We start from the raw sequence: 24564 nt of genomic DNA on the forward strand, positions 1-24564 counted from the left end.
GACATTGGCTCTATCCGTATTGTTAGCAATGACTCGGACGTTTCTGCTCGTGAATAACTGTTAGCCGGCTTAAGGCATGGAAACTCGAATGTCATTTGAACTACGTATTGCTTGTGAGGCCGACGCAAAAGAAATTACAGCTCTCGTGAATAGAGCCTACCGCCCCTCTCCGCAAGATGCTGGCTGGACACACGAGGCAGATCTGGTTGCTGGTGAAAGAACTTCCCCTGAGCAACTTCTTTCTCTATTTCATGAGCAGTCTACGATTCTGCTCTTGTGTCTCGGGCCAAAGATTGTCGCATGTGTACATGTGCAAGGAGGCCAGTCTGGCGCTTACATTGGCATGCTGACAACCAATCCCACCATGCAGGGCCGGGGTCTCGGCAAGCAAATGCTTCTCCATGCAGAGGCATACGCCACAGAGCATTTCGAGGCGTCGATATTCAAAATGTCGGTTCTATCTTCTCGACCAGAACTCTTGGCATTCTACGAGCGGCGTGGTTATGTTCCGACCGGGGAGATAGAGGAATATCCCTTGTCGGCTGGTGTCGGTCAGCCAATTGTCGCGGGCATACATGTCCTATCACTTGCAAAGACGGCGGCTAACCCATTATTTCACCGGATCTGCGCTAAAAACCGCGCATGCCTGTGAATTCAGACATTCCTGAGCGTCCACACTTTCCAAAGCTGACAATGACAGCTTTGGCCGATCTGTCGATGGCGACGCGTGAAAAACGAAAGGCCGCAATCCATCAGATTGCGGCCTTCAATCTTTTGATTTGTGTCAGTACTCCTCGGCCTTAACGGACTGCCCAGGCTCTCTTTGCAGAAGGACAAAATCTGTGTGCCACTACATTTCCAAAACGCCACAATATAGGCCACGCTACAGACATGCACACAATAGTAATTAAATTATGGACGCATTTGTTCAAATATATACCCACATACAAAGCCATCCACAGGAAGTAATTCAATTTTAAGCAAATCCCCTTCTTTGATTTGCATAATTTTTTCAGCCATTTTTATTGTTGTGTTTTCTACGAAGAACGTAACAGGAGGAATTTGTTGTTCAACTCCAAATATTTTGTATGGCTCAGAACCCTCTTGCACCATCCTTATTGACTGAGGCTCACCGGATAATAAAATTGATTGAATTGCATTGAAGTCACTTCCTGCAGTCAATGTAAATGATACGGGTTCTTTTAGCTGATCAGCGGACATACGATAACTGCCTTCAATTATCATAACCAGATCATTCAATTTCCTATAATCTTCTTCGCTAAATGTAAACAACTGAGAAAATAAAATATCTATTTTTAATGCTCTGGAAATTTTCCGACACATCGCAGTATATCGAAGTAATGCACCAATGTTCTGTACTACTTCCCACCTGCTAGCGTTCGTGCTTGCACCTTTCAATATTTTTGAACCATTTATTTCTAGAGAGATATTTAGCGCCCACCCCTTAACCAACCTATAGAAAAAATCATTAATCTCATCAAAATGAGAAAGTTCGCAGACATTTCTACCCTCCCACTGATCAAATTTTAATATTATATTTATAGAAGCAGGCACTGATTCTTCATCGACGCTTTTACTCATGGTAAAAGCAAAGAAATCACTACAACACTCGCCTGAATAAGAGAATGACTTACTACCCAAAGTAACCAAGCCGTTAATATTGTTGAATGGCTCAAATCCTCCATTGCCATCACTGAGCCATAACTTTACAACAGCAGGGGTTTTTTGAGCCATAATTGTCAATACACCACTACCAGTCATGATCTTTTCAAAAAGTTGCGAGCCTTGAAACTTGATATATTCAGATGGAATTTCGAAATCTAGGCCATGCTCAATTAGTTGCATATGCCGATCTATATATCCAGCGTCACTGGGCACCATTACCTTCATTGATAATGAAACGGGCTCTCTCGCATGCAAGACAATCGACGTACGTCCTTTTTGATATGCAGTTTCTACATGGAAACGTGGATCAAGCTGCTCCAACACCCTTGCACTGCTTTCATGCATACTGGCAATCCCATGGGGAATAAAGTGATTAGCCTTACCTGTCAACCCTTGAACTAAAATATCTACGGCGTCACTCGTTCTTGGTGCTGCTCGCCCTAAGGCAATCTTTGCGGCTTCTTCCGCGTCCTGCTTCCAGCCGTATAAGATACCCTCAACATAAATGTCAGGCTCGCTATCAATTTTCTTGTGGCAAAGACGGCATAACCAAATTCCATTTGCAAAAGATCGTCGCTGCAAATCAGTCATGAATTCTTTGTAGCGTGGACCGCCCTCGGAAGCGGCGCAAATATGCGCTCCTTCGCCAACATTATGGATTTCGTCATTTCCTCGTGGAGCTATCGTTTGAATTCTACAATCGGGATTCGAGCAATAATTATTTACACGTGATCGAAGCCGCTCAATCACATCCTTGGTAAAGTCAGCCTGCTTACGTCCTTTTATTTTGTTTGTTTTGCTTTGCATGAGAGGATGCCTATCAATATTTTTGAATTATTATCTGTTTACTTCAGAAAGATAAAACTAATTTTGGAAATATCATACAGTTACTTGTTCTTACCACTGAGAATTGTGTATTCATGAAATGTTGCATTTATGATTGGGTTGCCTTGGCAAACTGAGGCGATTCATAGCCCTCTTCGGGTCTGCCCGATGTTTTATGGTAATCCGGACATAATCCATCGATATGATGAAAGTCCGCAAAGGCCGAAATGTCGATGCCAAAGGGTAAAAAATGAGAGGCCGCAAACCATCAGGTTGCAGCCTTCAATATTTTTGACTTGTGCCAGTGCTGTTCGGCCAAATCCGCCTGTCGTTCACATCGATGGCATTGGCTGCTAGCGGCAGCAAAGCTGACACTCAACGCGCCTCGCCGCGCGTTGTGGTAATGCCTAAATCGCCGAATCTCGCGCAGCACATTCAGCCAGTGTGGCTGCAGTCCCATCTGGCTGTGTAGTTTCAGGCACGATCACTTCCGAATGTTTGAAAATCAATGGGAAACATGCGTAACATGCTGAGTTATACACACAGAAAAAATAGACATATACCTCTGTAGGATTATATTTTAAGTTAGGCCGATGAAGAAAACCTCACCTCTAAAGCTCTCCGCCTTTTTTGTGCCATTCATTATAACTTGCTTACTTTCGTTCCTTTCGGCAATCGGTGTTGTTCGTGCCAAAGAATTACTAGGGGAACAACTAGTTCCCAATACGTTTGAACTATTTGCGTATATTTCCTTAATCTTTACTGGCTTGGCAGGCGCCTTCCATCCAAAAGCCAAGACTCTTTTGTGCTCCGCATCGAAGGGCATCGGAATATGTATAACAAACCTCGCCTTTGGGGCTTCCGGAGCCTTGGTTGGATGGGGCTTCGGCCTTTTGATAGCTACGGCACCAAGTTCAAGCCCCCAGCAACTCGTTTCCCGGATTGGACTTGTGAGTTTCATGGCGCTAATTACCATCGTTCCCGCCTGGGCCTTTGAGCAAATAATGTCGGCTCGGTCTGAAAATGAAAAAAATCTCTTCCGCCCGGAAACCTACAACTTGGCATTCCGGTTGTTAATGCTTGTTGTTTCTTGCACTGGTGTCTATGGTTTTTACAAATTCTGGTGGGCCTAACTCCTCGCTGAAGCCAACGCCCAAAAGCTACGCTTTTGGGCTCCCTCCGCTATGCTCCGGCGTGGCATAGCTCAAACGTTAGACCTTCAAGAAAATCCCATGAATTTAATTGATGAATGTACGCTGCTTGGCGCATCAATACTTTCCGCACAGAAGCTTGAGTTCGCTTTGTATGGAATAGTTTCACACTTGTCGCACCTGCCAGAAGCACAGAAAGAGAAACGTTTCCGGGATTTTGACACCAGAAAAATTTTTGCGTGGAAATGTAGAAGACCTAAAAGCAACTTTTGGGCAGTTGGAAGCAGCATTTGGTGACAAACTATTGATTAGCACCAGCGAGTTAAAAGAATTCATACGTGATCGAAATTTAATTGCTCATAACTACTGGCGTCTGACAAAATCAAATGTCAAAGATTGTGAGAGGCTATCCGATCCAGAGGCATTTCTTACAGGGTTTCTTGGTCGCTGTGATCAATGGGCAAGTATTATCAGGGGACTGCTTTACGTGCTTATGGAAGCTACCGCTAAGAAAGAGGACCGACTCTCAGAGATCAATTTTAGCGAGCAGCAACAGAACGATATTAAATCGTTTTACTCTCATGCAGAAATTCGCCATATGCCTCAAACAGGAAAGCCGGCCTAACATAGCGCTCAACCCTGTTCGCTTCGCTTACTGGACGCTGCGCGATAAAGCCGCGCAGCGCCGATTACTGTAATGGCACAGTGATTTTGTCTATCGACACATAGATTTTTAGCGGCAGCTTTGACCGAGCAGCATGAGTTTTCATCCCAAATAACTAAGGCCGCAACCTGATGGTTTGCGGCCTTTCATTTTTCATTTGTCGGCATCGACACTTCGGCCTAAGCGGTCACTGATGTGCTTCTACATCCACATAGATCAACTTACATTTGCGTCAGCTACGGCATCAGCCGACAATATCCTGTCAGCTGACGGTAGTCGGCCAGAAGCAGACTTGCATCTTTAAATCGAGAAAAATTCTACATGGAGCCTTAATGAAAATTGAAAGACCCGGAATAATTTTATTTACTGAAAAGTATGAGCAATGTGTTGAGTTTTATAAAAAAAACTGTTGGCTTACCCTTCTTATATGACAAAGATGGATTAACATGCTTTGACTTTGGTGGCGCTTATCTGATGATCGAGTCAGGCTACAAAGTAGAGACGATAAGAGATATTACTTCTACACAGACCATCATTCGATTTAATGTAAAGGATGTGAAAAACACAGCTAATGTGCTTATATCCAGAGGAGTTCATGTTGAGATACATGAATTTGAATGGGGTATTGTCGGCAATTTCCAAGATCCAGATAGCAATTGGTGCCAACTTAAAGATCAAACGCCAAACTTTGTGGTAACCCCATAATTAAAGCTAATGTGGTGTTAATTTTTAGAAGCTTGTGAGCTTCTGCTCTGGGTCGAGTGCAGTAGCTCAAGACGGCCAGAAGCAGCCCCTAGTGTATTAAGGCGAATTACAAAATAATTAATTAATTTAAATAAAAATTTAAAGCTGAGATGAGAATGAGCAATACTAGTCTACTTAAATCATTATTTAAGTACAAAGCATGGGCAAATGAAGAGTTATTCAGTTCACTACAACAATTAGATGAGAACACCCACCAAGCTGAACTACACGCGGCCATTCGAACTCTCAATCATATTTATGTCGTAGACCGATTGTTCGTCGCTAATTTGCAGGGGACACTTCACGAATATACTGCAACAAATACGACTGAGACGCCTAATTTGAATTCGCTGCTTACTTCTGTTCGTAATACTGACCTTTGGTATATTGAATATACAGAGAAAATAAGCGAGCCGGAATTGAATGAGGTTGTTAATTTCACTTTTGTTGATGGTGATTTGGGCAGCATGTCTCGCGAGGAAATGCTTGCCCATATTGTCACACACGGCAGTTATCATCGTGGTGCAGTGGGACGCATACTGGCTCAATTGTCAGTCGCTCCTCCTCGGGATATTTATTCAAGATTTCTTCATGCTTCAGAGCCAAATCGCAGAAGTAATTAACTACTCAAATTGCCCAATAGCGGAAGCCCCAGTGTGAATATCTTCTACACAATTGTTAACGACGTTTTTGATGAGGCTCTTTATGAAAAAAAACATTGAACTCGTCGCCATATCTGGCAGCCTTCGTGCTGCTTCCTGTAATTCAGCATTGCTGCGAGCAGTCAAAGCGATCTCACCTATACATATTCAAGTATCATTTTTTGAGAAAATGGCTTTCATTCCACCATTTAACCCAGATCTAGATATTGATGAATTTCCATTACTTGTGCAATTACGCGATCAAATTATTGCGGCGGATGGTGTATTAATTGCAAGTCCTGAGTATGCTCACGGAATTAGTGGTGTGATGAAAAATTTGCTTGATTGGATGGTCAATACGCCAGCGTTTGTGAATAAACCCGTAGCAATTTTAAATGCAGCCCCCCGCGCTCATCATGCCTTAGACTCACTCAAAGAAGTCTTAACTATGATGTCAGCTAATTTGCTTTGTGAGGCGTCGATTACTGTTCCTGTTATTGGTGAAATAAAAACGACTGAAGCAATTCTCCGTACCCCACTTATTTGCATGGATATACTCAAATCCTTAGCCTCATTTTCAGAACTTGACCCCGCTATTGTCGAATAATTAAAGTCTAAGAGTATCTGCAATGGTCGAACAACTCTGGCACAAATCCAAAATAGTGAAGGCCGCAACCTGATGGTTTGCTGCCTTTCGGTTTGTAGCTTCAGCATCAACAAATCGGCCAAAACTGGCTACGAAATTAGAGGCGATTCACCTAAATTCTTTAGCTCTCTTCTGAAATGGCTATCTCAAGCGTCATTTTTGTTAGGTTTTTTCCCAAGCTTTCGTGTCTAAAAATCACTCTTTGTTCAATGTTCTAGCAATTCGCAGTCCACCTGAAAAAATCAATAACCGCCCGCAAAGCGGCGGGCATATTGCGGCTACTTGGATAATAGAAATAAAAATATTCTGGCGCAGGCGCCCAAGCGCTGAGTATGTATTGCAACTGCCCGGCCTGAACCAGCGGCGCAAGCATTTCGTCATAGCAATAACAAATTCCCGCGCCATCAACAGCGGCGCGCAATAGCAAGGACAAGTCATCGCTGATTACCGTGCCCTGAGTTGCTACGGTGAATACTTGTTCTTCCTTAGCAAACTCCCACTGATAATGCACCCCACTGGGAAAACGAATTTGCAAACACTGATGTCCCAATAAATCTGCCGGCGTTGCAGGTTGACCGTAAGTGGCCAGATAAGCGGGCGCTGCTGCCACACTAAAACGAATTGCTTTACCCAACCGCACCGCAATCATGTCTTGCTGTACGCGCTCTCCGAAACGAATCCCTGCATCAAATCGCTCTGCCACAATATCAACCAAAGCATCGTTGCAGACAATTTCGAGCTCAATCTCTGGATATTGCTGTCTAAATTCAGCAAGTTTGGGGGCTAATCGCAATTGTGCAGCGGCACGCGGTACATTTAGTTTTACTCTGCCTGCGGGATGTTGCCGAACGTCATTCAAACCCTCTATCGCATCCGCAATCTCGCCCAATGCAGGGTTTAAGCGCAACAGCAATTGCTCTCCAGCTTGAGTCGGGCTCACGCTGCGCGTGGTGCGATTAAGCAATCGCACGCCCAAGGCTTGTTCTAATTTGCGCACAGTGTGGCTCAGTGCCGACGGCGTCAGCTGCAATTCTTGCGCCGCTTGGCGAAAACTGCCGCATTGAGCCACGCGCACAAAGGCGTTTAAATCATTCAGGTCGGTTTTCATTGCTGAGAAATATTCAATAGTGTTGTGAGTATTAGCTAGATTGTTACATCAATCAAAAGATTGCAATACTGCTGTTTTCAATTTCTCAGTGGTCACAACATGAATTCAGCTTTCCACAACAAAACCATTCTCGTCACCGGTGCATCTTCTGGGATTGGTTTCGCCAGCGCTCAAGCCTTTTTAGCGCAAGGTGCCAAACGCGTATATATGACTGGTCGCGACGCCAATAAGCTCACCACTGCGGTTGCCGCATTGGGTGAAAACGCGATTGGCGTCGTTACCGACGTGGCCGATTTGGCGCAAATCGAGCAACTTAAAACGGCGATTGCTGAGCACGGCGACACACTTGACGTTATTTTTGCCAACGCGGGTGTGGCGCATTACAACCACCTAGGCGCAACCAATGTGGCAGATTTCGACACGCTATTCGATACCAATGTAAAAGGCTTGTTCTTCACCGTGCAAACACTGCTGCCGTTATTAAAACAAGGCGGAAATATTGTGCTGAATGCCTCAATGACCAGCAATAAAGGTTCAGCTAATTTAAGCGTCTACAGTGCATCAAAAGCAGCGGTGCGCTCGTTTGCCCGCTCGTGGGCGAATGATTTAAAAGATAGGAAAATTCGGGTGAATGCAATCAGCCCTGGCGTAACTCGAACGCCGATCATGGAGGTTATGAACTTAAGCGAGGCTGACATTGACCAGTTTGCCGCGTATTTAGTCGACGCAGCCCCCGCAGGCAGAATGGCACAATCGGATGAAATTGCTACTGCGGTCACCTTTTTGGCTTCCAACGCGGCGAGTTATATCAACGGCATCGAGCTTACTGTTGACGGTGGATTGACGCAGATTTAAGGCGCGCAAAATACGTCCGCATTTTCAAATGCAAAACCTGCTGCAATATCTCCACCAAAAGCATTGAGCTTCGCCACCGCTTATTCCGCGATTAGTTGAGATAGACGTTAATATATTGGCTTCATATCTCAGCCATCCGTTTTATAGGCGTTAAGCAAGCTCAATGACTCCGCAGAGGAAACACAAAGATGTTCACAACCGGGTACTACATCACCGCAGAGCTGAGAGTCAAAGACAGCAACCAAATTCAAATCACAAAACACGCGCTGATGACGCTTTGCGAAAAAACGCTAACTGAACCGGGGTGCTCAATGTTCACTCTTCATCACGACCCATCAACACCAACTCGCTTTCTACTCTGGGAACGCTTTGATGATGAAGCCGCTTTCAAAGCCCATTTTGCAATGCCTCACACGCTAGAGTATGTTGCGCAAGATTTGACCGAAGTGGTTCAGTTTTTCCAAACAAATACGGCACAACAAGACAAGCTATCAGGTAATCCCCCAGAAATTAACAGTCAATTAGAAGATAACCTTCACAAACAACAGGTAACTTGAGTGACTACAAAGGCCGAGCAGAACTAGCATGAACACTGAACGCGAAAGGCCGAAACCAGATGAATTGCGGCCTTTCGATTTTATAGCTTCGGCATCGACACCTCGGCCATAGCAGACATTTTTCCCCGTTGGCAATCATTGATGATGTGCTTGGCTTTGACTATTAGTTAGTTGTTCGTGAACAACCAGTCGCCAGTGCTGGAGAGAAATGGAGAATCCGACGTTAAATTGAAAGACCAAGGAAGCCGTTGAAAGATCCGTATTACTTTTTCCACTTGAAACAGAATAAGTCGTTCAGCACCTTTGAATCCAGCCAGTTCCGGGCCATTCTGAATAATGGTGCAGTTTCCCGCGATATACAGCAAATTTCCACATTCAAAATCAGGAAACAGCAATCCAGCCCGTGGGTTGATTAATACGTTACCGAGAGTGTTAAAGAAACCGTTCCCCACAAAATCCGGCCAAACCAATGTTTGGCTGCTAAACCACCCGAACAAATCCAGGTTTTCCTCCTCGGTGTGATACATCCGTGCCATATGGCGCATCAATCTGTTGATCTATCCCCTGAGCATGAGTGGCAATAAAAAAGGTATCAGCACGCTGAATCAAAGACGTAGCTTCTGAGTCAAGTTGAGCCAATACATCTGATGTCCGCACGATTAGTGAATTTATCTGTTTGCCAAATTCGCGTTGTTGAATGTATTTTGGGCAATTGCCAAAGCTTTGCATAACTTCAATGCAAAACCCATGCGAATCTAGCTCCGAGACAACTCCATTTAACCGATTACGTCGCCGAGTATCCAATTCAATGCCAAGTAAACCGATCGAACACCCAACCGTCAATGCACCACAGAGCGGTTCGTCAATCCCAGGGAGCGAGCCTACATATAGATGAGCATCATCCAATGCACGAACAAACCCAGGAACTCCAGTCAATATAGTACCCCAAGGTTGACCGTCCTGATCTAACGCGCTAATCACCACAAAGTGCAGTTGGCTATAGAATAACTGGTGTTGTTCTAGCATATGTCTGCGTATGCCTTTACGCCCACTACGCTCAATCTGATCACGAACCCCGGCCACGATTTGCAACTGTTGTTCACCCAGATGAAACGGGGAGTTACATGAATCTTCTGTTTGTTCTGGATCATGTACATCATGAGGATGATTGGCAATAGAACTCATTGCATTAAGCCCACTTTACTCGCTGGCATAGGTACAAAGCCTGGCCACTGTTCAATACGTGCTAGCCATGCTCTTACGGCAGGATAAGCTTGTAACGAGACATTACCTTCTGGCGCGCAAGCGATGTAACTGTAGCAAGCAACGTCGGCAATTGATGGCTGTTCGCTATCCAAATATGGCATCTTTATCAATTCTTTTTCCAAAATGGCACACAACGAATCGCTTTGAGCAATTAGCGTTGTGGCATCAAGCTTGGCACCAAATAATGTAATCTTTCGGGCCGCAGCGGGACCGTAGGCAATGGGGCCTGCTGCAATTGATAACCACCGTTGAACTCGGGCCAACTTAACAGCATCCGTAGGCACCCAATTGTCTTTCCCATATCGGTTTGCAAGATACACCAGTATGGCATTGGAGTCCGACAGGATAACGCCCTGATCATCAATGACAGGCACCTGACCAAAGAGATTAAGCTTTAAGAAGTCGGAGCTTCGATGCTCTCCTACAGCAAGGTTGATTTCAACGATTTCATATGGCAATGCCAGTAGATTCAGCATCAGCTCAACTCGGTGGCAATGCCCAGACAAGTGAAAACGGTAAAAATGAATAGGTTGAGCAATAAGCATGGCAAAGTTCTTCGATGTGGGAGAGATACTGCATTGTCAAACAATCCAATAGATGAATAAATTAGTTAAAATTGATTTGTTTTATCCGAAATATGGATTAATAAGGCTCGATCACAACACCTGCAAAGAAAGTGGAACTATGGATAAATTACGTGCGATTCAGACTTTTGTTGCTATCGCAGAACAAGGTAGCCTGTCCAAGGCTGCGCAAGTGCTTAACTCTTCTTTGCCCGCGACGGTTCGCAATCTTGCCGCTTTGGAAGAAAATTTGGGTGTACGCTTGCTCAATCGTACGACGAGGCGACAAGCACTAACAGAAGAAGGCAAGGAGTACCTGTTATCTTGCCGAGACATTCTTAACACCATCAAGCAGGCAGAACTTCGTCTGCATGCCCAGCAAGATGAACCGAGTGGTCTCTTGGTGATTACTGCTTCCGTGCTTTTTGGACAGTTTTTTGTCTCGCCAGTCTTAACCCGTTTTCTGCAGCACTACCCTAAAGTGCAATGCCGATTGCTTTTGCTTGATCGAATCGTAAACATGCACGAAGAAGGGATCGATCTTGGTATTCGCATTGGGGCACTTGAAGAGTCAAACTTGATTGCTCAACAAGTTGGGCAAGTTCGCCGTATCGTTGTTGCTAGCCCAAGCTACTTGCATCAACATGGGGTACCTCAAAACTTGGCAGATCTTGCGTATGCCAATTGCGTTATTTTCTCTGGGAATGGACGAAGACATTGGTTATTTCAGGAGCAAGGGAGAGAAAAACAAATTCAGGTAAGTGGTAATTTGGAATGTAACCATGGCATACCTGCCATTGATGCTTGTATTTCTGGAGTGGGCATTGGTCAGTTTCTGTCTTATCAAGTCGCAGACCATCTTGCAGCAGGACGGCTGAAAGAAATACTACAACCATTTGCATTGCCAGCCCAACCAATAAGCATTGTTTACCCTCATGCGGGACTACTCCCTAGCCGAATCCGAACGTTTATCCAGTGGATCAAGCAAGATTTTGCTGATAAAGATTCTTTGACCCCAACTCATGCTCGCCCGCTTTTGTGCGTTCACGAGAATCTGAAGCCATAGACAAAACTCAGCTACAGTGAAATGATCAATACTGCACCTAAGAAGTGTTGCCGACTTGGTTTACGAGAGACCGCTTTGGCCGAACAGCTGAACTACCCAGCTGTTGGCTAAAAGACCGAAAATTGAAGCTAAGCAGACGCTGGAAACAGTGTGAAATTGAGATCAATTATTGTAGAAAACTCGAGAATTCATTAGCCTAGAAAAAAATTCCTACCACACCAGTACGGGGATTAAATTTTCCATATCGATAATTTATTTGGAATTTTATTGAAAAATAAATTCACCACTGTAACTCGATGCCATGATGTAAACCCAGTTAGTTCAACTAGTCATATCACAGCAATTTATGCGCGTTTCAACACCAGCACGTTATCAGCGATATGATTGGGAACAACCCCAGATTCACACCCAGCTAATGCAGCACCCCATTGATCGAGAGCCGCGCAACGCTCCTCCCATCTTGAAAAGCGTACATACTTATCGGTTTCGCCATGTTGGGCTTTTTGTGAATGCGCCAGAACCCGCTTCACAACATCCCAATCTGCCCCCGTTAGTTCCATCAAACGCGTTGCGGTCGTTCGACGCAAGTCATACAGCGTCCAACGACCACCGGATAGGTTGTATAGGTCGTACTGGCTACGCGCCCGACTTTTCGTCATCCGCTTGGCAAAATCTTCATCGGCATAATGCTGTCGAGTGGTGATGTCGGTCGAGACGTTACTGCGCAACACATGCGACGCAGCTTTAATCGGAGCAGGAAATACAAAATCATTAGTGCGGATAGATTGCATTTGTAGTATTTGCAGAAAAGCAAAATCACTCAAATGAACATGGTGCATTTTGTGTTTTTTCATTGAACCCGTCGGATAAATCACCATCCGTCGCTCCATTGAAACCCAATCCCAGCGCAGCTTAACCGCCTGCGATGCACGAACCCCTGTTGCCAGCATGTAACGAACAATACACTTCCCCGTTATGGCCTGTGCCGACTCGGGTAGCTTCTTATGCAATAGCTCAGTTAATTCACCAAACTGGAGCGCCCGTCCGGCCTTATCTTCTTCACCGTCTTGACCAATGACCTCATCGCCGTGCTTGGCAATAAAATCATTCGCGTTAAAGTTTTCGGGGCGCTGGTCTTCGGTAATCTTGGTTTTTCGTGCCGGCTTTTTAAACAATCTTAATTTGTGATCTTCGGCAACCAACCCACGCTCTACGCCCCAGTGGATAAGCTGAACCAGCAAACCAAGAGCATCACGCGCCGTATTCGCCTTACCATTTGCCACCGCAGCATCATACGCTGCCATCACCGCATTTTTGCTAGCATCTTCAATGGGCTTGTCACCAATGGCAGGTGCTAAATAACAACGCCAATGCGAGCGGCGAACTTGTCGAGAATGCGGGTCTATCGTTAGGCCGTGCGAACTATCCCAGCGTGTATACAAGTCATTCATGGTTAAGCGACGCGCTTCAGCTAGTTCATTTTTGGCCGACGTTTCCGTGACGATACGCTCCACTGGATCACCATTCATCCAGCCAACAACACGCACGCCATTCAATGAATATCTAAAACGCCAATAGCGCCCCGATTTAGTGATGAGTAATTGCAGTCCATCACCATCATTCAAGATTAGCTCAGCACCCAGATCATCTTCATCCAACTTATCAGGCGCTGATTTCACGTCAGTTTCATAGCTCAACAAATTTTTAGCCATTTTAACCGCCACTTGATTCTATAGTGCCAGCTATAGTACCAGCTTCATAAAAAACCAAGAAGAGTCACAGAATACAACCAAGGCATTAACACTTGATTTAATTAGGTTTTTACACATTATGACTCGCTATGATTTCCTAGAGAATTATATTCCGAAACTGAGTGTCACAGGTTCGATTCCTGTCGGGCGCACCAATCAAATCAACGACTTAGCCCAAAACAAACTCAAAAACCACGGCACTAAGCCCGTTTACCGCCTCCTGCAGACTTCCAGCTTTATATTTTTTTACCGGCACACCAAAAAGAGACAGCTAAGCAAAATACACGGCAACAATCTTCGCTTTGCTACCTTTTTTAGCCGTTCACCGGCAAAAACCATAAAAACTTAAGCATTCCCAACTCCGCCACAACAACTAGACTCACCAAATGCTTACTACACGACACCAGTAACACAACATCGTCGCCTTTATCAGCCCAACAAAAGCACCATCGCAAAGTGTTTCGCGCGTCATCACAACAAACACATTACTGCGCACAAATTAATCTTACACATCAGCCAAATCCAAGGTCCTACGGACTCAGGCACCCGCGCAAGCCACGACTTAAACTCGCCCTTCTGTAGCAATGCTTGCGCCTTAATTGCGGCTTTAAAGCAACAAAACCACATCACCAACGCCATCAAAACAGACCAACAATGGCCTAGCCCTCTTTCAACCAACCACCACTTCGATTAGTTTTAGATTGCGCTGTTTGCTTGCGTTTTTTGCGCCAAATACAAACCCAGCATCACCATAGCAAATCCCAAGACCACGCTTAACAACAAATACGCGCAAGCCATTAGCCATTCACCCGGCGTTTTAAGCATGGTTAATGAGCCATAAATATAACTAGAAAACGTCGACATTCCACCCATAATGCCGGTGCCGACCATGGTATGCACGTGATGGTGAATCATCACGCGGCGATGAAAACTAGTAGAAAGGCCCAGTAAAAAACTGGCCAACATATTGGCAATAAAAATATCCAATGGAAAACCGCCTGCTACCGGAGGAATCAGCAGCATAATAAATTCTCGGCACATTGCGCCAAAGGCACCACCGACAAAAATCAAAATAATCCAATTGGCCACAGAGTCACTCCTAACGGGACAACAGCGCCAGCCAAGCGCCCAAGATAGCGGCCAATAGCCCAGCAAACACCGATAACAACAAATAAACAATGGCCATCTTCACTTGGCCTGAATCAGTCAATTTTGCGGCATCCAATTGCATACTACTAAACGTGGTAAACCCACCCAAAGCGCCCGTCAGCACGCCAGCATTGAGTGGCGTACCAAAACGCTCGCGCCAATCAATTGAAAACAAAATCGACAAATAGGCAATCACAAACGCGCCACTCACATTAATTAAAAATGTCCCCCACGGAAAAACCCCGTGATAACGCTCGCCAAACCAAAGCCCGACGCGCCAACGCGCTAACGAGCCCAAACCGCCGCCCAAGCCCACCCACATCACATCCAATGCTGAGACCATCGCCCACCTCCTGAATCACCTTGAAACCCAAGCCAGCTAGGTCACGCTTTAACATAGCCGATATTGCTCGCCCTTCGCCCCATTGATGCCGGCCGATACAAAAACCGCGCACAAAAAAAACAGCACTTCAAGTCAAAGCCTAGCGACTCCAACTTGAAATGCTGTCTATTAATTTACTTCTAAGTTACATCAATCAACAAGGGCACTTATTGACATTGCCCGCACCCGGAAAACGAGCATCAAGACAATAGCGATAAAATGCTTCTCGACTTAATGGCTCTGCACCAGGGTGCTGGCGGCGCATATGATCATAATAATATTCATAATCATGAATCCCCACCATTAAACGACAAGTTTGCACCACTTTTTGCGCGGTATCCTTCAATCCCGTCAACCAGTTAGAGCCCAAACTAAAGCGGCGAAAGTCCTCTGGCGACATCAAAACACCGTACGGATTGGTTAACCGCTGTTCGGCCACGTAGCGGTCATACTCATCCTGAAACACTTCATCACTCACCACCGGCGCTTTGGTGGCGGGCAATAAAAAACTTAAATCAAGCACGACCAGCCTCAACGCTGACTTCACCACCGATTTCATTCACTGTCGGCTTAGCATGGCCAAATGCTTTCCGAGCGTGAACAATTGTTGCAATCAACATTGTCACCGCCACCAACATAAAGAAGGCACACAAACCGGCGTTAATTTGATTGTTGAACACAATGCGCTCCATATCGGCAATGCTTTTTGCTGGGGCTAACAAGGTACCGTCCGCAATAGCACCCTTAAAGCGGTTGGCTTGTGCCAAGAAACCGATTTTTGGGTTTTCATGAAATATTTTTTGCCAACCCGCCGTCATCGACGTAATAAACAACCACGTTGTCGGCAACAGCGTCACCCAGATATAGCGCTCTTTTTTCATCTTAAACAGCACGACCGTACCCAACAACAAGGCCATCGATGCAAGCATTTGATTACCAATCCCAAACAGTGGCCATAGCGTATTAATCCCACCCAACGGATCAGTCACGCCTTGGTACACAAAAAAGCCCCAGCCCGATACCGCAACGGCGGTACCCAACATATTACCAACCCAAGAATTGCTTTTTGCCACGCCCGGAACAAATACACCCACAGTGTCTTGCACCATAAAGCGGCAAGCACGGGTACCGGCATCCACTGCAGTCAAAATAAACAGCGCTTCAAACAAGATGGCAAAGTGATACCAGAACGACATCATGGCTTTGCTACCAAAGATATCGGAAATGATGTGTGCCATACCCACTGCAAACGTCGGAGCACCACCAGCACGTGACAAGATGGAATGCTCGCCAACGTCTTTGGCCCATTTGCGTCAGAATTTCAGGAGTAACTACAAAGCCCCAGCTATTAATTGCCGTTGAAGCCGATTCCACCGTTGTGCCAATTAAAGCCGCCGGCGAATTCATCGCAAAATACACCCCAGGTTCAAGCACCGAAGCGCAGATCAAAGCCATAATGGCAACGAATGACTCGCACAACATCGAGCCATAACCAATCACGCGCATATGACTTTCTTTTTCGATCAGCTTTGGCGTAGTGCCTGATGAAACCAAGGCATGGAAACCAGAAATCGCACCGCAGGCAATGGTAATAAACAAGAACGGGAACAAAGAACCCGAGAACACCGGACCTGAACCATCAATAAACTTAGTGACAGCAGGCATTTTTAGCTCAGGTGCAGCAAAAATAATCCCCACGGCCAAACCGGCAATCACACCAATTTTTAAGAAGGTCGACAAATAATCGCGTGGTGCTAATAGCAACCAAACTGGCAATGCCGAAGCTACAAAACCATAGATCACTAAGGCAACAGTCAACTGCGGGCCAGTCATGGTAAAGAATGGGCCCCAGAAAGCATGCGCGGCAATATTTTCACCGAACACGATCGCCGCCATCATCAACACAAAACCAATGACCGAAATCTCACCAATACGCCCCGGGCGTAGGTAGCGCATATACACGCCCATAAACAAGGCGATAGGAATCGTTGCGGCAATCGAGAACACACCCCATGGGCTTTCTGCCAAGGCTTTAATCACCACCAAAGCCAAAGCGGACAAGATGATAATCATCACGCCCAAAGCGCCGACCATCACAATAAAGCCTGGCACTACACCTAGCTCTTGCTTCGCCATTTCGCCAAGCGAGCGGCCATCGCGGCGTGTCGAAATAAACAAAATCAAGAAATCTTGCACCGCGCCCGCCAGCATCACGCCGACCAAGATCCAGATTGTGCCCGGCAAGAAACCCATTTGCGCCGCCAAAATTGGCCCCACCAAAGGACCAGCACCGGCAATTGCCGCAAAGTGGTGACCAAACAACACCCACTTATTGGTCGGCACATAATCGAGTCCGTCATTGCGACGCACTGCCGGCGTTAACCGACGATCATCCAACTCAAAAACGCGCTCGGCGATAAATTTTGAATAAAACCGATAGGCAATGCTGTAACAAGAGATAGCGACCAGCACCAGCCAAACTGCGTTGACGTGCTCTCCGCGCGATAAGGCCAGCATGGCAAAAGAGAATGCGCCAACCAGCGCAACCGCCATCCATACCCCCCACTGCTTGATTGAGTTCATTTCGATCTCATTAATGAGTTTATGACACGCCAATACTAAAACAGCCCTTACCGCCAGTGGCGATCAAACTCAGTGAGTGGTAACGAGCGAAATTAAGCGGTGTGAATATTTACTTTAGCGGCGACATGGTACTGGAAGTTGGGGATTGGAAGTTGGGGATTGGAAGTTGGGGATTGGGGATTGGGGATTGGCAGGTATATCGCCAAGCATTTTATCAGTCAACGCCTAGCGATATATACCTTTATTGAGTGCATTGATGGCACCGCCTTAAGCTAAAGCAAAACCCCCAACTGCGCTTTCAGCGGTTTTAAGAACCGACGACTCACTGGCACATTTAATCCGGCACGCGTAATCACCTCACCGCCACCGGTCTCGCCCAAAACAATCTGAGCTACTTTTTTCGGGATGCACCAGATATTGCCGATGGCAACGCAGCAAGCCGGTTTTTTCTTCCAAAACTTTCAACGTCAGCTCAGTAAAATGCTCTGCACCATCTTGCGTCACCAAATACACGCCAGATAAACGCGCTACAACGTAATCGACCTCATCGAGCGGCAATAATAAGATCCGATCATGCCGATGACACGGCAATTGTCTGAGTGCTTGCCGAGGCGCAATTAAATTGTAATCCGGTGCCGCGCCATTTTGCTTACTTAAGCGCGCCAAGGTTTTATTCAACCGGCTAGCTAGCACTGGTTTCAGCAAATAATCAAAAGCGTGCTCTTCAAACGCTTTCACGGCATGTTCGTCAAACGCCGTCACAAATACGATCTGCGGTATTTTATCGGGGTCGAGCATACCTACCAATTCCAAGCCAGAAATCCTGGGCATTTGAATATCCAAAAACACCACATCTGGGCGCAAACGATAAATCATTTGCATCGCCTCGATGGCATTACTCGCCTCCCCCACCACGTCAATGCCGGCGTCCTCGAGTAAACAGCGCAACTCATCACGCGCCAACGGCTCATCATCAACCAATAAAGCTTGAATCACAATTCCTCCACCGCCAACAATTCATCAACCACCAAAGGCAAACTTAAACTAATCCGAGTAAATTGCTCAGGCACGTGCGCTATGCTCAAGCCGTACTCTGGACCAAACTGCGCTTTTAAGCGTCGATCCACCAAGCTCATCCCCATACCATCACTACTTCTTCCCAAGGCATTAAAAAGACCGGCATTGTCTTCAACGTGTAGCAGCAAGGTATTACCCCGACTCGCGGGCTCAGCGTAAAGGCGTATTTTTCCTATCCCGAGCAGCTGCGACGTACCATGCTTAATCGCATTTTCAACCAAGGGTTGCAATGAAAACGCCGGCAAGCCCACTTGACTAAATTGCGAGTCAATCTCGACACTAACCTGCAAACGCTCAGCAAAGCGCGCCAATTCAATTTGCAAATAGGCATTCACATGTTCGATTTCATCGGCCAATGTGGCAGTGCCATCGGGGCGTTTGAGATTTTTGCGAAAAAAAGTCGATAAATGCTGCACCAAAATTCGCGCGCGCGCCGGATCAATCCGAATCACCGCATTTAAGGTATTCAGTGCATTAAATAAAAAATGCGGATTCACTTGCGCATGCAGTAGTTTAATTTCGGTCTGCGCCAGCAAAGCACGCTGCGTCTCGATCCGACCGGTGAGAATTTGCCGCGATAATAGTTTGGCAATGCCCTCACCCAAGGTTCGGTTGAGTTTGGCAAACAACCGCCCCTTGGGCTCATACAGCTTAATGGTACCGATGACTTGATCATCCGCGTCTTGCAATGGAATCACCAAGGTCGAACCAAGGCGACACTCGGGATGAATCGAGCATTTATACGCAATCTCATTGCCATCGGCGTACACCACCCGATTGTCACGAATCGCGTCTTGCGTATGCTTGGAGGTAATCGGGGTGCCGGGCAAATGATGATCAGAACCCGCGCCAGTAAACGCCAGCAATTTTTCTCTATCGGTAATCGCCACCGCACCAACGCCGGTTTCTTCGGAAATAATCTGCGCCACGCGCATTGAATTAGCTTCGTTAAAGCTAGTACGAAACAAACCCTCAGTTCTGGCCGCAATCCGCAGCGCTCTTGCGGAAAAAGCACTCGAATACTGCTCGGCCATTGCCCGCCGATCGAGCAATAAGCGCATAAACATGGCCGCCCCGACACTATTGGCAATCAGCATCGGTAAGGCCACGCTATTGACCACACCATACGCCACTGAATACGGCCGAGTAGTAGCAGCCAGGATAATCATCATTTGCATCATTTCAGCCAGCAAAGTCACCACCCCGACCAAGACTGGCTGAAACAATAAATCAACCCGAGCACGGCTAATTAAAGCGCGATGCACCAAGCCGCCAAGCAAACCTTCGCAAATTGTTGAAATCATACAGGCTAAATCAGTGGGGCCACCGAGTGAGTAGCGATGCAGCCCGCCAGTAAACCCCACCGCCAACCCGACTGAAGGGCCGCCCAATAAGCCGCCCAACACGGCACCGATGGCACGGATATTGGCAATCGAGTCATCGACCTTGAGCCCCAAATACGTGCCAAGGACACAAAACCCAGAAAACACCAAATAACATGTCAGTTTATGCGGCAAGCGAATAGTGACTTGCATCAAGGGCGTAAACAATGGCGTGCGCGCCAACAACCAAGCAATCACCATAAAAATGCAGGTTTGCTGGAGTAATTGCAAAACAAGGGAGAGTTGCTGCGACAACATGGTGGCTTTAAAACAGTGGGGTAATCAGTGCTTATAACGGATCGAATGCGCGGTGCCTATTCAAGCTTTCCCGATCTAGTCAATATCCGTCACACTCGCTAGTTTGTCAGCGACTAAGGTAGAATCCGTCAGTAATTCGAAATCAACGCGCCAAGCAAAGAGAAAACCATGCCCATCTACGCCTATCGCTGTGCCGCCTGCGCGCACTATGGTGAACACTTACAAAAACTCAGCGACCCCGCACTCACTCAATGCCCAGCGTGTGCCGCAACCGAATACCAAAAGCAGCTCAGCGCCGTTGGCGTGCAAATTAAAGGCGCGGCGGCAACCAGCTCTGCCACTCCCACGCCACATCACTGCGGGCCAGGCTGCCAGCACTAATGTGGACCTACTAACTTAACTACTTTATTGCGTCATCACCTGAACTACCGAGCCAATTCTTTCGATTTAATCGGGCACTTGTTATGCTGACTCACGTGGCGTTTAGCGCCACTACAAGTACATATAACCTACACCTAATGCGGTGTGAGACCGATGCGTATTTTTACCTTATTCCTCACCATCTAAGTATGCCAACCAAAGTTCAATCCAGAACGGTGGCTGCGGCACAGTATGTTGAGTGAGGGAGAGAGTTTTCTACTTCGTGATACGACATGATGCTTTCCAAAAAATAAAGACCAGCTCGCCAAGATCCTCCTTATGCTGCAACGCAACATTGATAAAAATCAAGGCTTAAGCCATCAACCCCTCTGTTTCCGACAAAATACCGCCCCTGCTTAGCGCCAAAAAACCCACGTAATTACGACGTAATATTTCGCGGCCCACACCATCAGCCACTGAGGTATTATTTACCCGCACACCACCAAAGCTGTGCCGCAAGATGAAGGGGTAGATGATGCAATTCGCTCATGGCCCAATTTTACCGGCAGCACCAGCCAAGCTACTTGCCGTCTTTAGGCAAATTAATCGCTACCCATGCCAAGGCAAAGATACAACCCTAATTAAACAGAATTCTAAACAAAAAAACCACGTCAAGCCTTGAGCCTAACGCGGTTTTTTATACGCAAAAAATTACTTAACGTAACCCGCCGCAATAGCCGCAGCGGCGGCAGCTTTACCCCAAGCAGTGTGCCCAGCGACCGAGGGATGAACACCATCGGCAAACAGATAATTAATATCTGCATTCACGGCAACCAAGGTTTTAGGATTACATGTCAATGCAGAGACTTTAGTTGGATCGACAGTTGGAGGTAAAGGTGTAGCTGAAGGCGTTGCATCATTATTACACGCCATGGCGCTTGTATTAACCAAGCCAAAACTTGCCGGGCTAGAAATGGCCGTAGCCACCAATCCAGCAGTGTTATAAATCAGTACTTGCTTCGCGGCGATTTCGTTCGCTAAGCCCGCTGCAACCGCTTGGTTGTACGCAGTAGAAATCGAAGTGGCCAAACCTTTTAACGGCGTCGGTGCGAACTGTGGCGTCACCCCCAAATCTGGCATATTGGCATACACCACCTTGGTCGCGCCCATTGCAACCAGTGTTTTTACTTGAGTGACCATGGCTAATGCATTCTTGCTAATTTCAGTCGGAGCCGTCGCTGGGTCGATTTTACCTTCGGCAACACCACCTAAGAAAGCAAAGAAATCATTCGGGCCACCTTGAATCAATACCAGCTGGGTCGGATTGAAGCCTATACGCGCCGCTTTGTATTTGGCAATTTGGCCTTTAATCGATAATGCGGTCGCCGATTGATACGTAACGCCAGGCGCCACTGTAATCACGCCATTACTAATAGATTGACCTTTGGCATTGACCGTGAGCTCAGTTTCAATTCTTGCACCACCCTCGGCATAAGCCGTACCACCAAAATCATAAATCTTACCCATAGAACCAGCTGTACCGACAGGAGCACCAGTCGCTGGATTAATGCCACTAAAATTCACTAAACGATTTGGAATGAGATATAAACCATATTCATTTGCCAGCACTTCAGTCCAAACAACACCCGGAGTGGCCTGGTCTGGCTTACCGTCTACTTTTAAGATGGGCTTAGTCGTAAATCGCAAGCCCAATGGCTGATCATTCGTCGTATCGGCATCGGCTGTAGTCGGGTTATACGTACCCACATCACTAAGGCTATCACCAAAGGAAACAATTTCTTTAATATTGCGGGTGTCCGGTGGGATGCTGACATCTCCGCCGCCACCACATGCGGCAAGTAAAGAGGTCAGCAACAAAACAGCAAGTGGGCAACTAGCCCGTGGCAGCGAAATATTCATGTAAATCTCCCGTCTTGTTATGGTTTACCGCAACCCAAAGCCCGATGCTCTGTCGTTGAGAAACAAGCTTCATGCTACGAATCAAACTCATGTTTAACAAGCCTAGGGCAATCCCTAGGTCGGCTAAAAAAAATTCAACACAAAACAAAAGACAGTTTTAAGTAAGAAAATGCAATCTTTCGTGACAATAACGAATCAGCGCAAGATTGGCCTGTTTAGCCAATTCATTGCTTCTAAAAAGTACAATTTACTTCGACAACACCTTACCAACCCGGAAAAACTTACAGCAACAGACAACAAAAATAAAATATTTCAGCAACCTAGAGGATAGAATGCGCGCCAATAATGTATTTAAAAAACGACAACCAAGTAAAACTCGCCCACTTAAAGTGGATCCAGATTAGATAAATATAATTTTTATAGCGAGTTAAAGCGATACTCGCCCTTCCAAAGCAGATAACAGAAAGTCATGCTGAATTTATTTTTTATTTTGCCAAAACACATTCTGTACTTACTGGAGGGGCTCATGCCTGTTGCAACAGGCTATTTTGTTTTTTTTTTGGGCTTGGCTTTTCAACGGCATGGGCAATGCATTAGAGTATGCCCGCGTTGCGATGGATTTAGGTGCTATCGAAAAAATGCATCAGACTTTTGAAACAACAGCACATTTGACAATCAATGAACTCAGTATTGACGTAACCATAACCGCCGAGTTTTTCTTTTTTACACCACAACTTTGAAGTTACCGAAAGAAATATATTTCAGCACGCGCCGAAACCACAACAATGCGACAACTTATCGCGCAGACCGAAGGGCGCTGCGTCTTAACAATTGCCAAATTTTAAGACAACATCACGATCACACCTGCCTTGACCGACTAGCTCAGAATAAACAGCAATTGACGTTGGCCACAGCCTGATAATTTTCGCTCATTCGCTTGTTCCGTCTTTTTTAGCACGCAATTTACCGGCTAGCTTAAGTCCGTCACGAAAATTCAAACTCATCAAGCTCAGTTGCACTAGACCTGCGCATAATTCAATCACCTGCACCACGTAAAACAGCGTATCAAACTGGCCCACAGCAGACTTACTGTAAAGGTATAGAGCTGACGGTATCATCACCAATAATCCGGTGAGGGCGATGTAGCGCATACGCATCTTCTTTTGATCGACTAAGCGCCCTTTACGTTGTTTGCCTAATGCAAACCCTGATGCACCTGTAATCGCCATCACGCTCACAAGCACTGCTAAGCCATACATTGCAATAGCATGCTTAACGACCACTACCGCAGCATTGTCGAGGAATACTTCGGCGACTAGGCTTGAAGTCCAGAAGATGGCAATACAAAGCATGGCGATGCTAGCAGCGATTGCATGGATGCTCGATTTCATATCACGCTCCTCAAAAGATAAATGGAAAATTAAGGCGATAGTAAAGCGTACTATATAATGTGAACAGCAATCTCTAGTTTATTGAAAAAAACCTTTCAGCCAAATTAGATGCCCAGTCGTATTGTAAGTGCATTGCTTGTCCAAATTAATTACGTACAGCAGCAAGCGAAGGTGGCGTGGAGGTCTGTACCTCAAGCCCCCACTCGTAAACCCAAGCCTCTTCATACGCCTTGGTACATATAAACACCGCCAAACAGCCTGCGAGTGAGTCTTGTTTGCGCAGCTTTTCAGCGGAGCGAGCGCTGTAGGAGCTGATGGTTTCACCCAGTTCTTGCTCGGCATAGATCACTTGACCAAAGCTGCGCGAACATAGGACGTGCTATTTGTCGGCGTCGACTCTTCCAGTTCAATACTGGTGATGCCACGTAGCTCATATACAGTGCGTTGCACGACAATGCTCTATCGTTGGCGTTGCTGACCATTAAATCAACAATACTATGTATGTCTTCTTGAGTCATTCGATCAGAGATTTTCCGACC

25 protein-coding genes and 2 pseudogenes are annotated in these 24564 nt (G+C 46.2%); 12 read left to right on the forward strand and 15 right to left on the reverse strand.

Annotation, left to right across the window (positions count from 1 at the left end; all coding sequences use genetic code 11):
• The first annotated feature begins 88 nt into the window (after positions 1–88).
• The gene (locus GKO28_RS00970) at positions 89–652 is read left to right on the forward strand and encodes a GNAT family N-acetyltransferase (protein ID WP_182075066.1); all 564 of its coding nucleotides are present in this window, start codon (positions 89–91) and stop codon (positions 650–652) included.
• 260 nt (positions 653–912) lie between these two features.
• On the opposite strand, the gene GKO28_RS00975 is transcribed toward GKO28_RS00970, so the two are convergent.
• Positions 913–2493, reverse strand: coding sequence for a hypothetical protein (locus tag GKO28_RS00975; protein ID WP_182075067.1), 1581 nt, complete (start codon positions 2491–2493; stop codon positions 913–915).
• 611 nt (positions 2494–3104) lie between these two features.
• Between GKO28_RS00975 and GKO28_RS00980 the strand changes: the two genes are divergently transcribed.
• The 5 genes from GKO28_RS00980 to GKO28_RS01000 all read left to right on the forward strand — a co-directional run bounded on the left by GKO28_RS00980 (position 3105) and on the right by GKO28_RS01000 (position 6318).
• A complete protein-coding gene (locus tag GKO28_RS00980) occupies positions 3105–3644 on the forward strand; it encodes a hypothetical protein (protein WP_182075068.1) in 540 nt (179 codons plus the stop codon).
• 235 nt (positions 3645–3879) lie between these two features.
• Positions 3880–4287 (forward strand): hypothetical protein, encoded by a 408-nt coding sequence (locus GKO28_RS00985; protein ID WP_203563811.1) that lies wholly within the window; start codon positions 3880–3882, stop codon positions 4285–4287.
• 426 nt (positions 4288–4713) lie between these two features.
• The gene (locus GKO28_RS00990) at positions 4714–5031 is read left to right on the forward strand and encodes a hypothetical protein (protein ID WP_203563812.1); all 318 of its coding nucleotides are present in this window, start codon (positions 4714–4716) and stop codon (positions 5029–5031) included.
• 155 nt (positions 5032–5186) lie between these two features.
• Positions 5187–5693, forward strand: coding sequence for a DinB family protein (locus GKO28_RS00995; RefSeq protein WP_182075070.1), 507 nt, complete (start codon positions 5187–5189; stop codon positions 5691–5693).
• Between the two features lie 82 nt (positions 5694–5775).
• Complete coding sequence (locus GKO28_RS01000; RefSeq protein ID WP_182075071.1) at positions 5776–6318, forward strand: NADPH-dependent FMN reductase; 543 nt, start codon at positions 5776–5778, stop codon at positions 6316–6318.
• 253 nt (positions 6319–6571) lie between these two features.
• On the opposite strand, the gene GKO28_RS01005 is transcribed toward GKO28_RS01000, so the two are convergent.
• Positions 6572–7465 carry a LysR family transcriptional regulator gene (locus tag GKO28_RS01005; protein ID WP_182075072.1) on the reverse strand — a complete coding sequence of 298 codons (894 nt, stop codon included), beginning with the start codon at positions 7463–7465 and terminating at the stop codon, positions 6572–6574.
• Between the two features lie 99 nt (positions 7466–7564).
• Between GKO28_RS01005 and GKO28_RS01010 the strand changes: the two genes are divergently transcribed.
• A complete protein-coding gene (locus tag GKO28_RS01010; RefSeq protein ID WP_182075073.1) occupies positions 7565–8320 on the forward strand; it encodes an SDR family oxidoreductase in 756 nt (251 codons plus the stop codon).
• Positions 8321–8508: 188 nt separating this feature from the next.
• Entirely contained in the window at positions 8509–8877 is a 369-nt protein-coding gene (locus GKO28_RS01015) for a putative quinol monooxygenase (RefSeq protein ID WP_182075074.1), read from the forward strand.
• Between the two features lie 167 nt (positions 8878–9044).
• Here GKO28_RS01015 and GKO28_RS22565 read toward each other — a convergent pair whose 3' ends face one another.
• Genes GKO28_RS22565 through GKO28_RS01030 form a run of 3 tightly spaced genes read right to left on the reverse strand, consistent with a single transcriptional unit; the run spans position 9045 to position 10688 of the window.
• Positions 9045–9422 (reverse strand): pyridoxamine 5'-phosphate oxidase family protein, encoded by a 378-nt coding sequence (locus GKO28_RS22565; protein ID WP_374220702.1) that lies wholly within the window; start codon positions 9420–9422, stop codon positions 9045–9047.
• Positions 9358–10062: a pyridoxamine 5'-phosphate oxidase family protein gene (locus GKO28_RS01025; RefSeq protein ID WP_182075076.1), complete on the reverse strand. Its 705-nt coding sequence runs from the start codon at positions 10060–10062 to the stop codon at positions 9358–9360. The genes GKO28_RS22565 and GKO28_RS01025 overlap by 65 nt, the downstream gene beginning before the upstream one ends.
• Positions 10059–10688, reverse strand: coding sequence for a glutathione S-transferase family protein (locus GKO28_RS01030; RefSeq protein ID WP_182075077.1), 630 nt, complete (start codon positions 10686–10688; stop codon positions 10059–10061). Before GKO28_RS01030 ends, GKO28_RS01025 begins: the two co-directional genes overlap by 4 nt.
• Before the next feature lie 52 nt (positions 10689–10740).
• On the opposite strand from GKO28_RS01030, the gene GKO28_RS01035 reads away from it, so the two are divergent.
• Positions 10741–11772 (forward strand): LysR family transcriptional regulator, encoded by a 1032-nt coding sequence (locus GKO28_RS01035; RefSeq protein WP_203563813.1) that lies wholly within the window; start codon positions 10741–10743, stop codon positions 11770–11772.
• Between the two features lie 344 nt (positions 11773–12116).
• Here GKO28_RS01035 and GKO28_RS01040 read toward each other — a convergent pair whose 3' ends face one another.
• Positions 12117–13484 (reverse strand): tyrosine-type recombinase/integrase, encoded by a 1368-nt coding sequence (locus GKO28_RS01040; protein ID WP_182075078.1) that lies wholly within the window; start codon positions 13482–13484, stop codon positions 12117–12119.
• 118 nt (positions 13485–13602) lie between these two features.
• Between GKO28_RS01040 and GKO28_RS01045 the strand changes: the two genes are divergently transcribed.
• Positions 13603–13872, forward strand: coding sequence for a hypothetical protein (locus GKO28_RS01045; RefSeq protein ID WP_182075079.1), 270 nt, complete (start codon positions 13603–13605; stop codon positions 13870–13872).
• A gap of 347 nt (positions 13873–14219) precedes the next feature.
• Here GKO28_RS01045 and crcB read toward each other — a convergent pair whose 3' ends face one another.
• The 6 genes and pseudogenes from crcB to GKO28_RS01075 all read right to left on the reverse strand — a co-directional run bounded on the left by crcB (position 14220) and on the right by GKO28_RS01075 (position 20354).
• Positions 14220–14612, reverse strand: coding sequence for a fluoride efflux transporter CrcB (gene crcB / locus GKO28_RS01050; RefSeq protein WP_182075080.1), 393 nt, complete (start codon positions 14610–14612; stop codon positions 14220–14222).
• Between the two features lie 10 nt (positions 14613–14622).
• Positions 14623–15015 (reverse strand): CrcB family protein, encoded by a 393-nt coding sequence (locus tag GKO28_RS01055; RefSeq protein WP_203563814.1) that lies wholly within the window; start codon positions 15013–15015, stop codon positions 14623–14625.
• Between the two features lie 193 nt (positions 15016–15208).
• Positions 15209–15577, reverse strand: a complete 369-nt coding sequence (locus GKO28_RS01060) for a YbdD/YjiX family protein (protein WP_254456621.1) — start codon at positions 15575–15577, stop codon at positions 15209–15211.
• Positions 15570–17637 (reverse strand): annotated as a pseudogene (locus GKO28_RS01065) (carbon starvation CstA family protein). Before GKO28_RS01065 ends, GKO28_RS01060 begins: the two are co-directional and overlap by 8 nt.
• A gap of 357 nt (positions 17638–17994) precedes the next feature.
• Positions 17995–18633, reverse strand: a complete 639-nt coding sequence (gene btsR, locus GKO28_RS01070; protein WP_203563815.1) for a two-component system response regulator BtsR — start codon at positions 18631–18633, stop codon at positions 17995–17997.
• Complete coding sequence (locus GKO28_RS01075) at positions 18630–20354, reverse strand: sensor histidine kinase (RefSeq protein ID WP_182075081.1); 1725 nt, start codon at positions 20352–20354, stop codon at positions 18630–18632. Before GKO28_RS01075 ends, btsR begins: the two co-directional genes overlap by 4 nt.
• 168 nt (positions 20355–20522) lie before the next feature.
• Here GKO28_RS01075 and GKO28_RS01080 point away from each other — a divergent pair, with 168 nt between their 5' ends.
• Positions 20523–20735 (forward strand): zinc ribbon domain-containing protein, encoded by a 213-nt coding sequence (locus GKO28_RS01080; RefSeq protein ID WP_182075082.1) that lies wholly within the window; start codon positions 20523–20525, stop codon positions 20733–20735.
• Positions 20736–21425: 690 nt separating this feature from the next.
• On the opposite strand, the gene GKO28_RS01085 is transcribed toward GKO28_RS01080, so the two are convergent.
• Entirely contained in the window at positions 21426–22634 is a 1209-nt protein-coding gene (locus GKO28_RS01085; protein WP_182075083.1) for an SGNH/GDSL hydrolase family protein, read from the reverse strand.
• Positions 22635–23167: 533 nt separating this feature from the next.
• Between GKO28_RS01085 and GKO28_RS01090 the strand changes: the two genes are divergently transcribed.
• The gene (locus GKO28_RS01090) at positions 23168–23374 is read left to right on the forward strand and encodes a hypothetical protein (protein WP_182075084.1); all 207 of its coding nucleotides are present in this window, start codon (positions 23168–23170) and stop codon (positions 23372–23374) included.
• A 189-nt stretch (positions 23375–23563) separates the two neighbouring features.
• Here the strand turns inward: GKO28_RS01090 and GKO28_RS01095 are convergent, their stop codons facing one another.
• Both GKO28_RS01095 and GKO28_RS22570 read right to left on the reverse strand, forming a co-directional pair.
• Positions 23564–24025: a hypothetical protein gene (locus GKO28_RS01095; RefSeq protein ID WP_182075085.1), complete on the reverse strand. Its 462-nt coding sequence runs from the start codon at positions 24023–24025 to the stop codon at positions 23564–23566.
• A gap of 145 nt (positions 24026–24170) precedes the next feature.
• Positions 24171–24389, reverse strand: a pseudogene (locus tag GKO28_RS22570) (hypothetical protein); the annotation flags it as partial.
• Positions 24390–24564: the final 175 nt, after the last annotated feature.

This window comes from Deefgea sp. CFH1-16 (assembly GCF_016881365.1).
Lineage (GTDB): Bacteria > Pseudomonadota > Gammaproteobacteria > Burkholderiales > Chitinibacteraceae > Deefgea.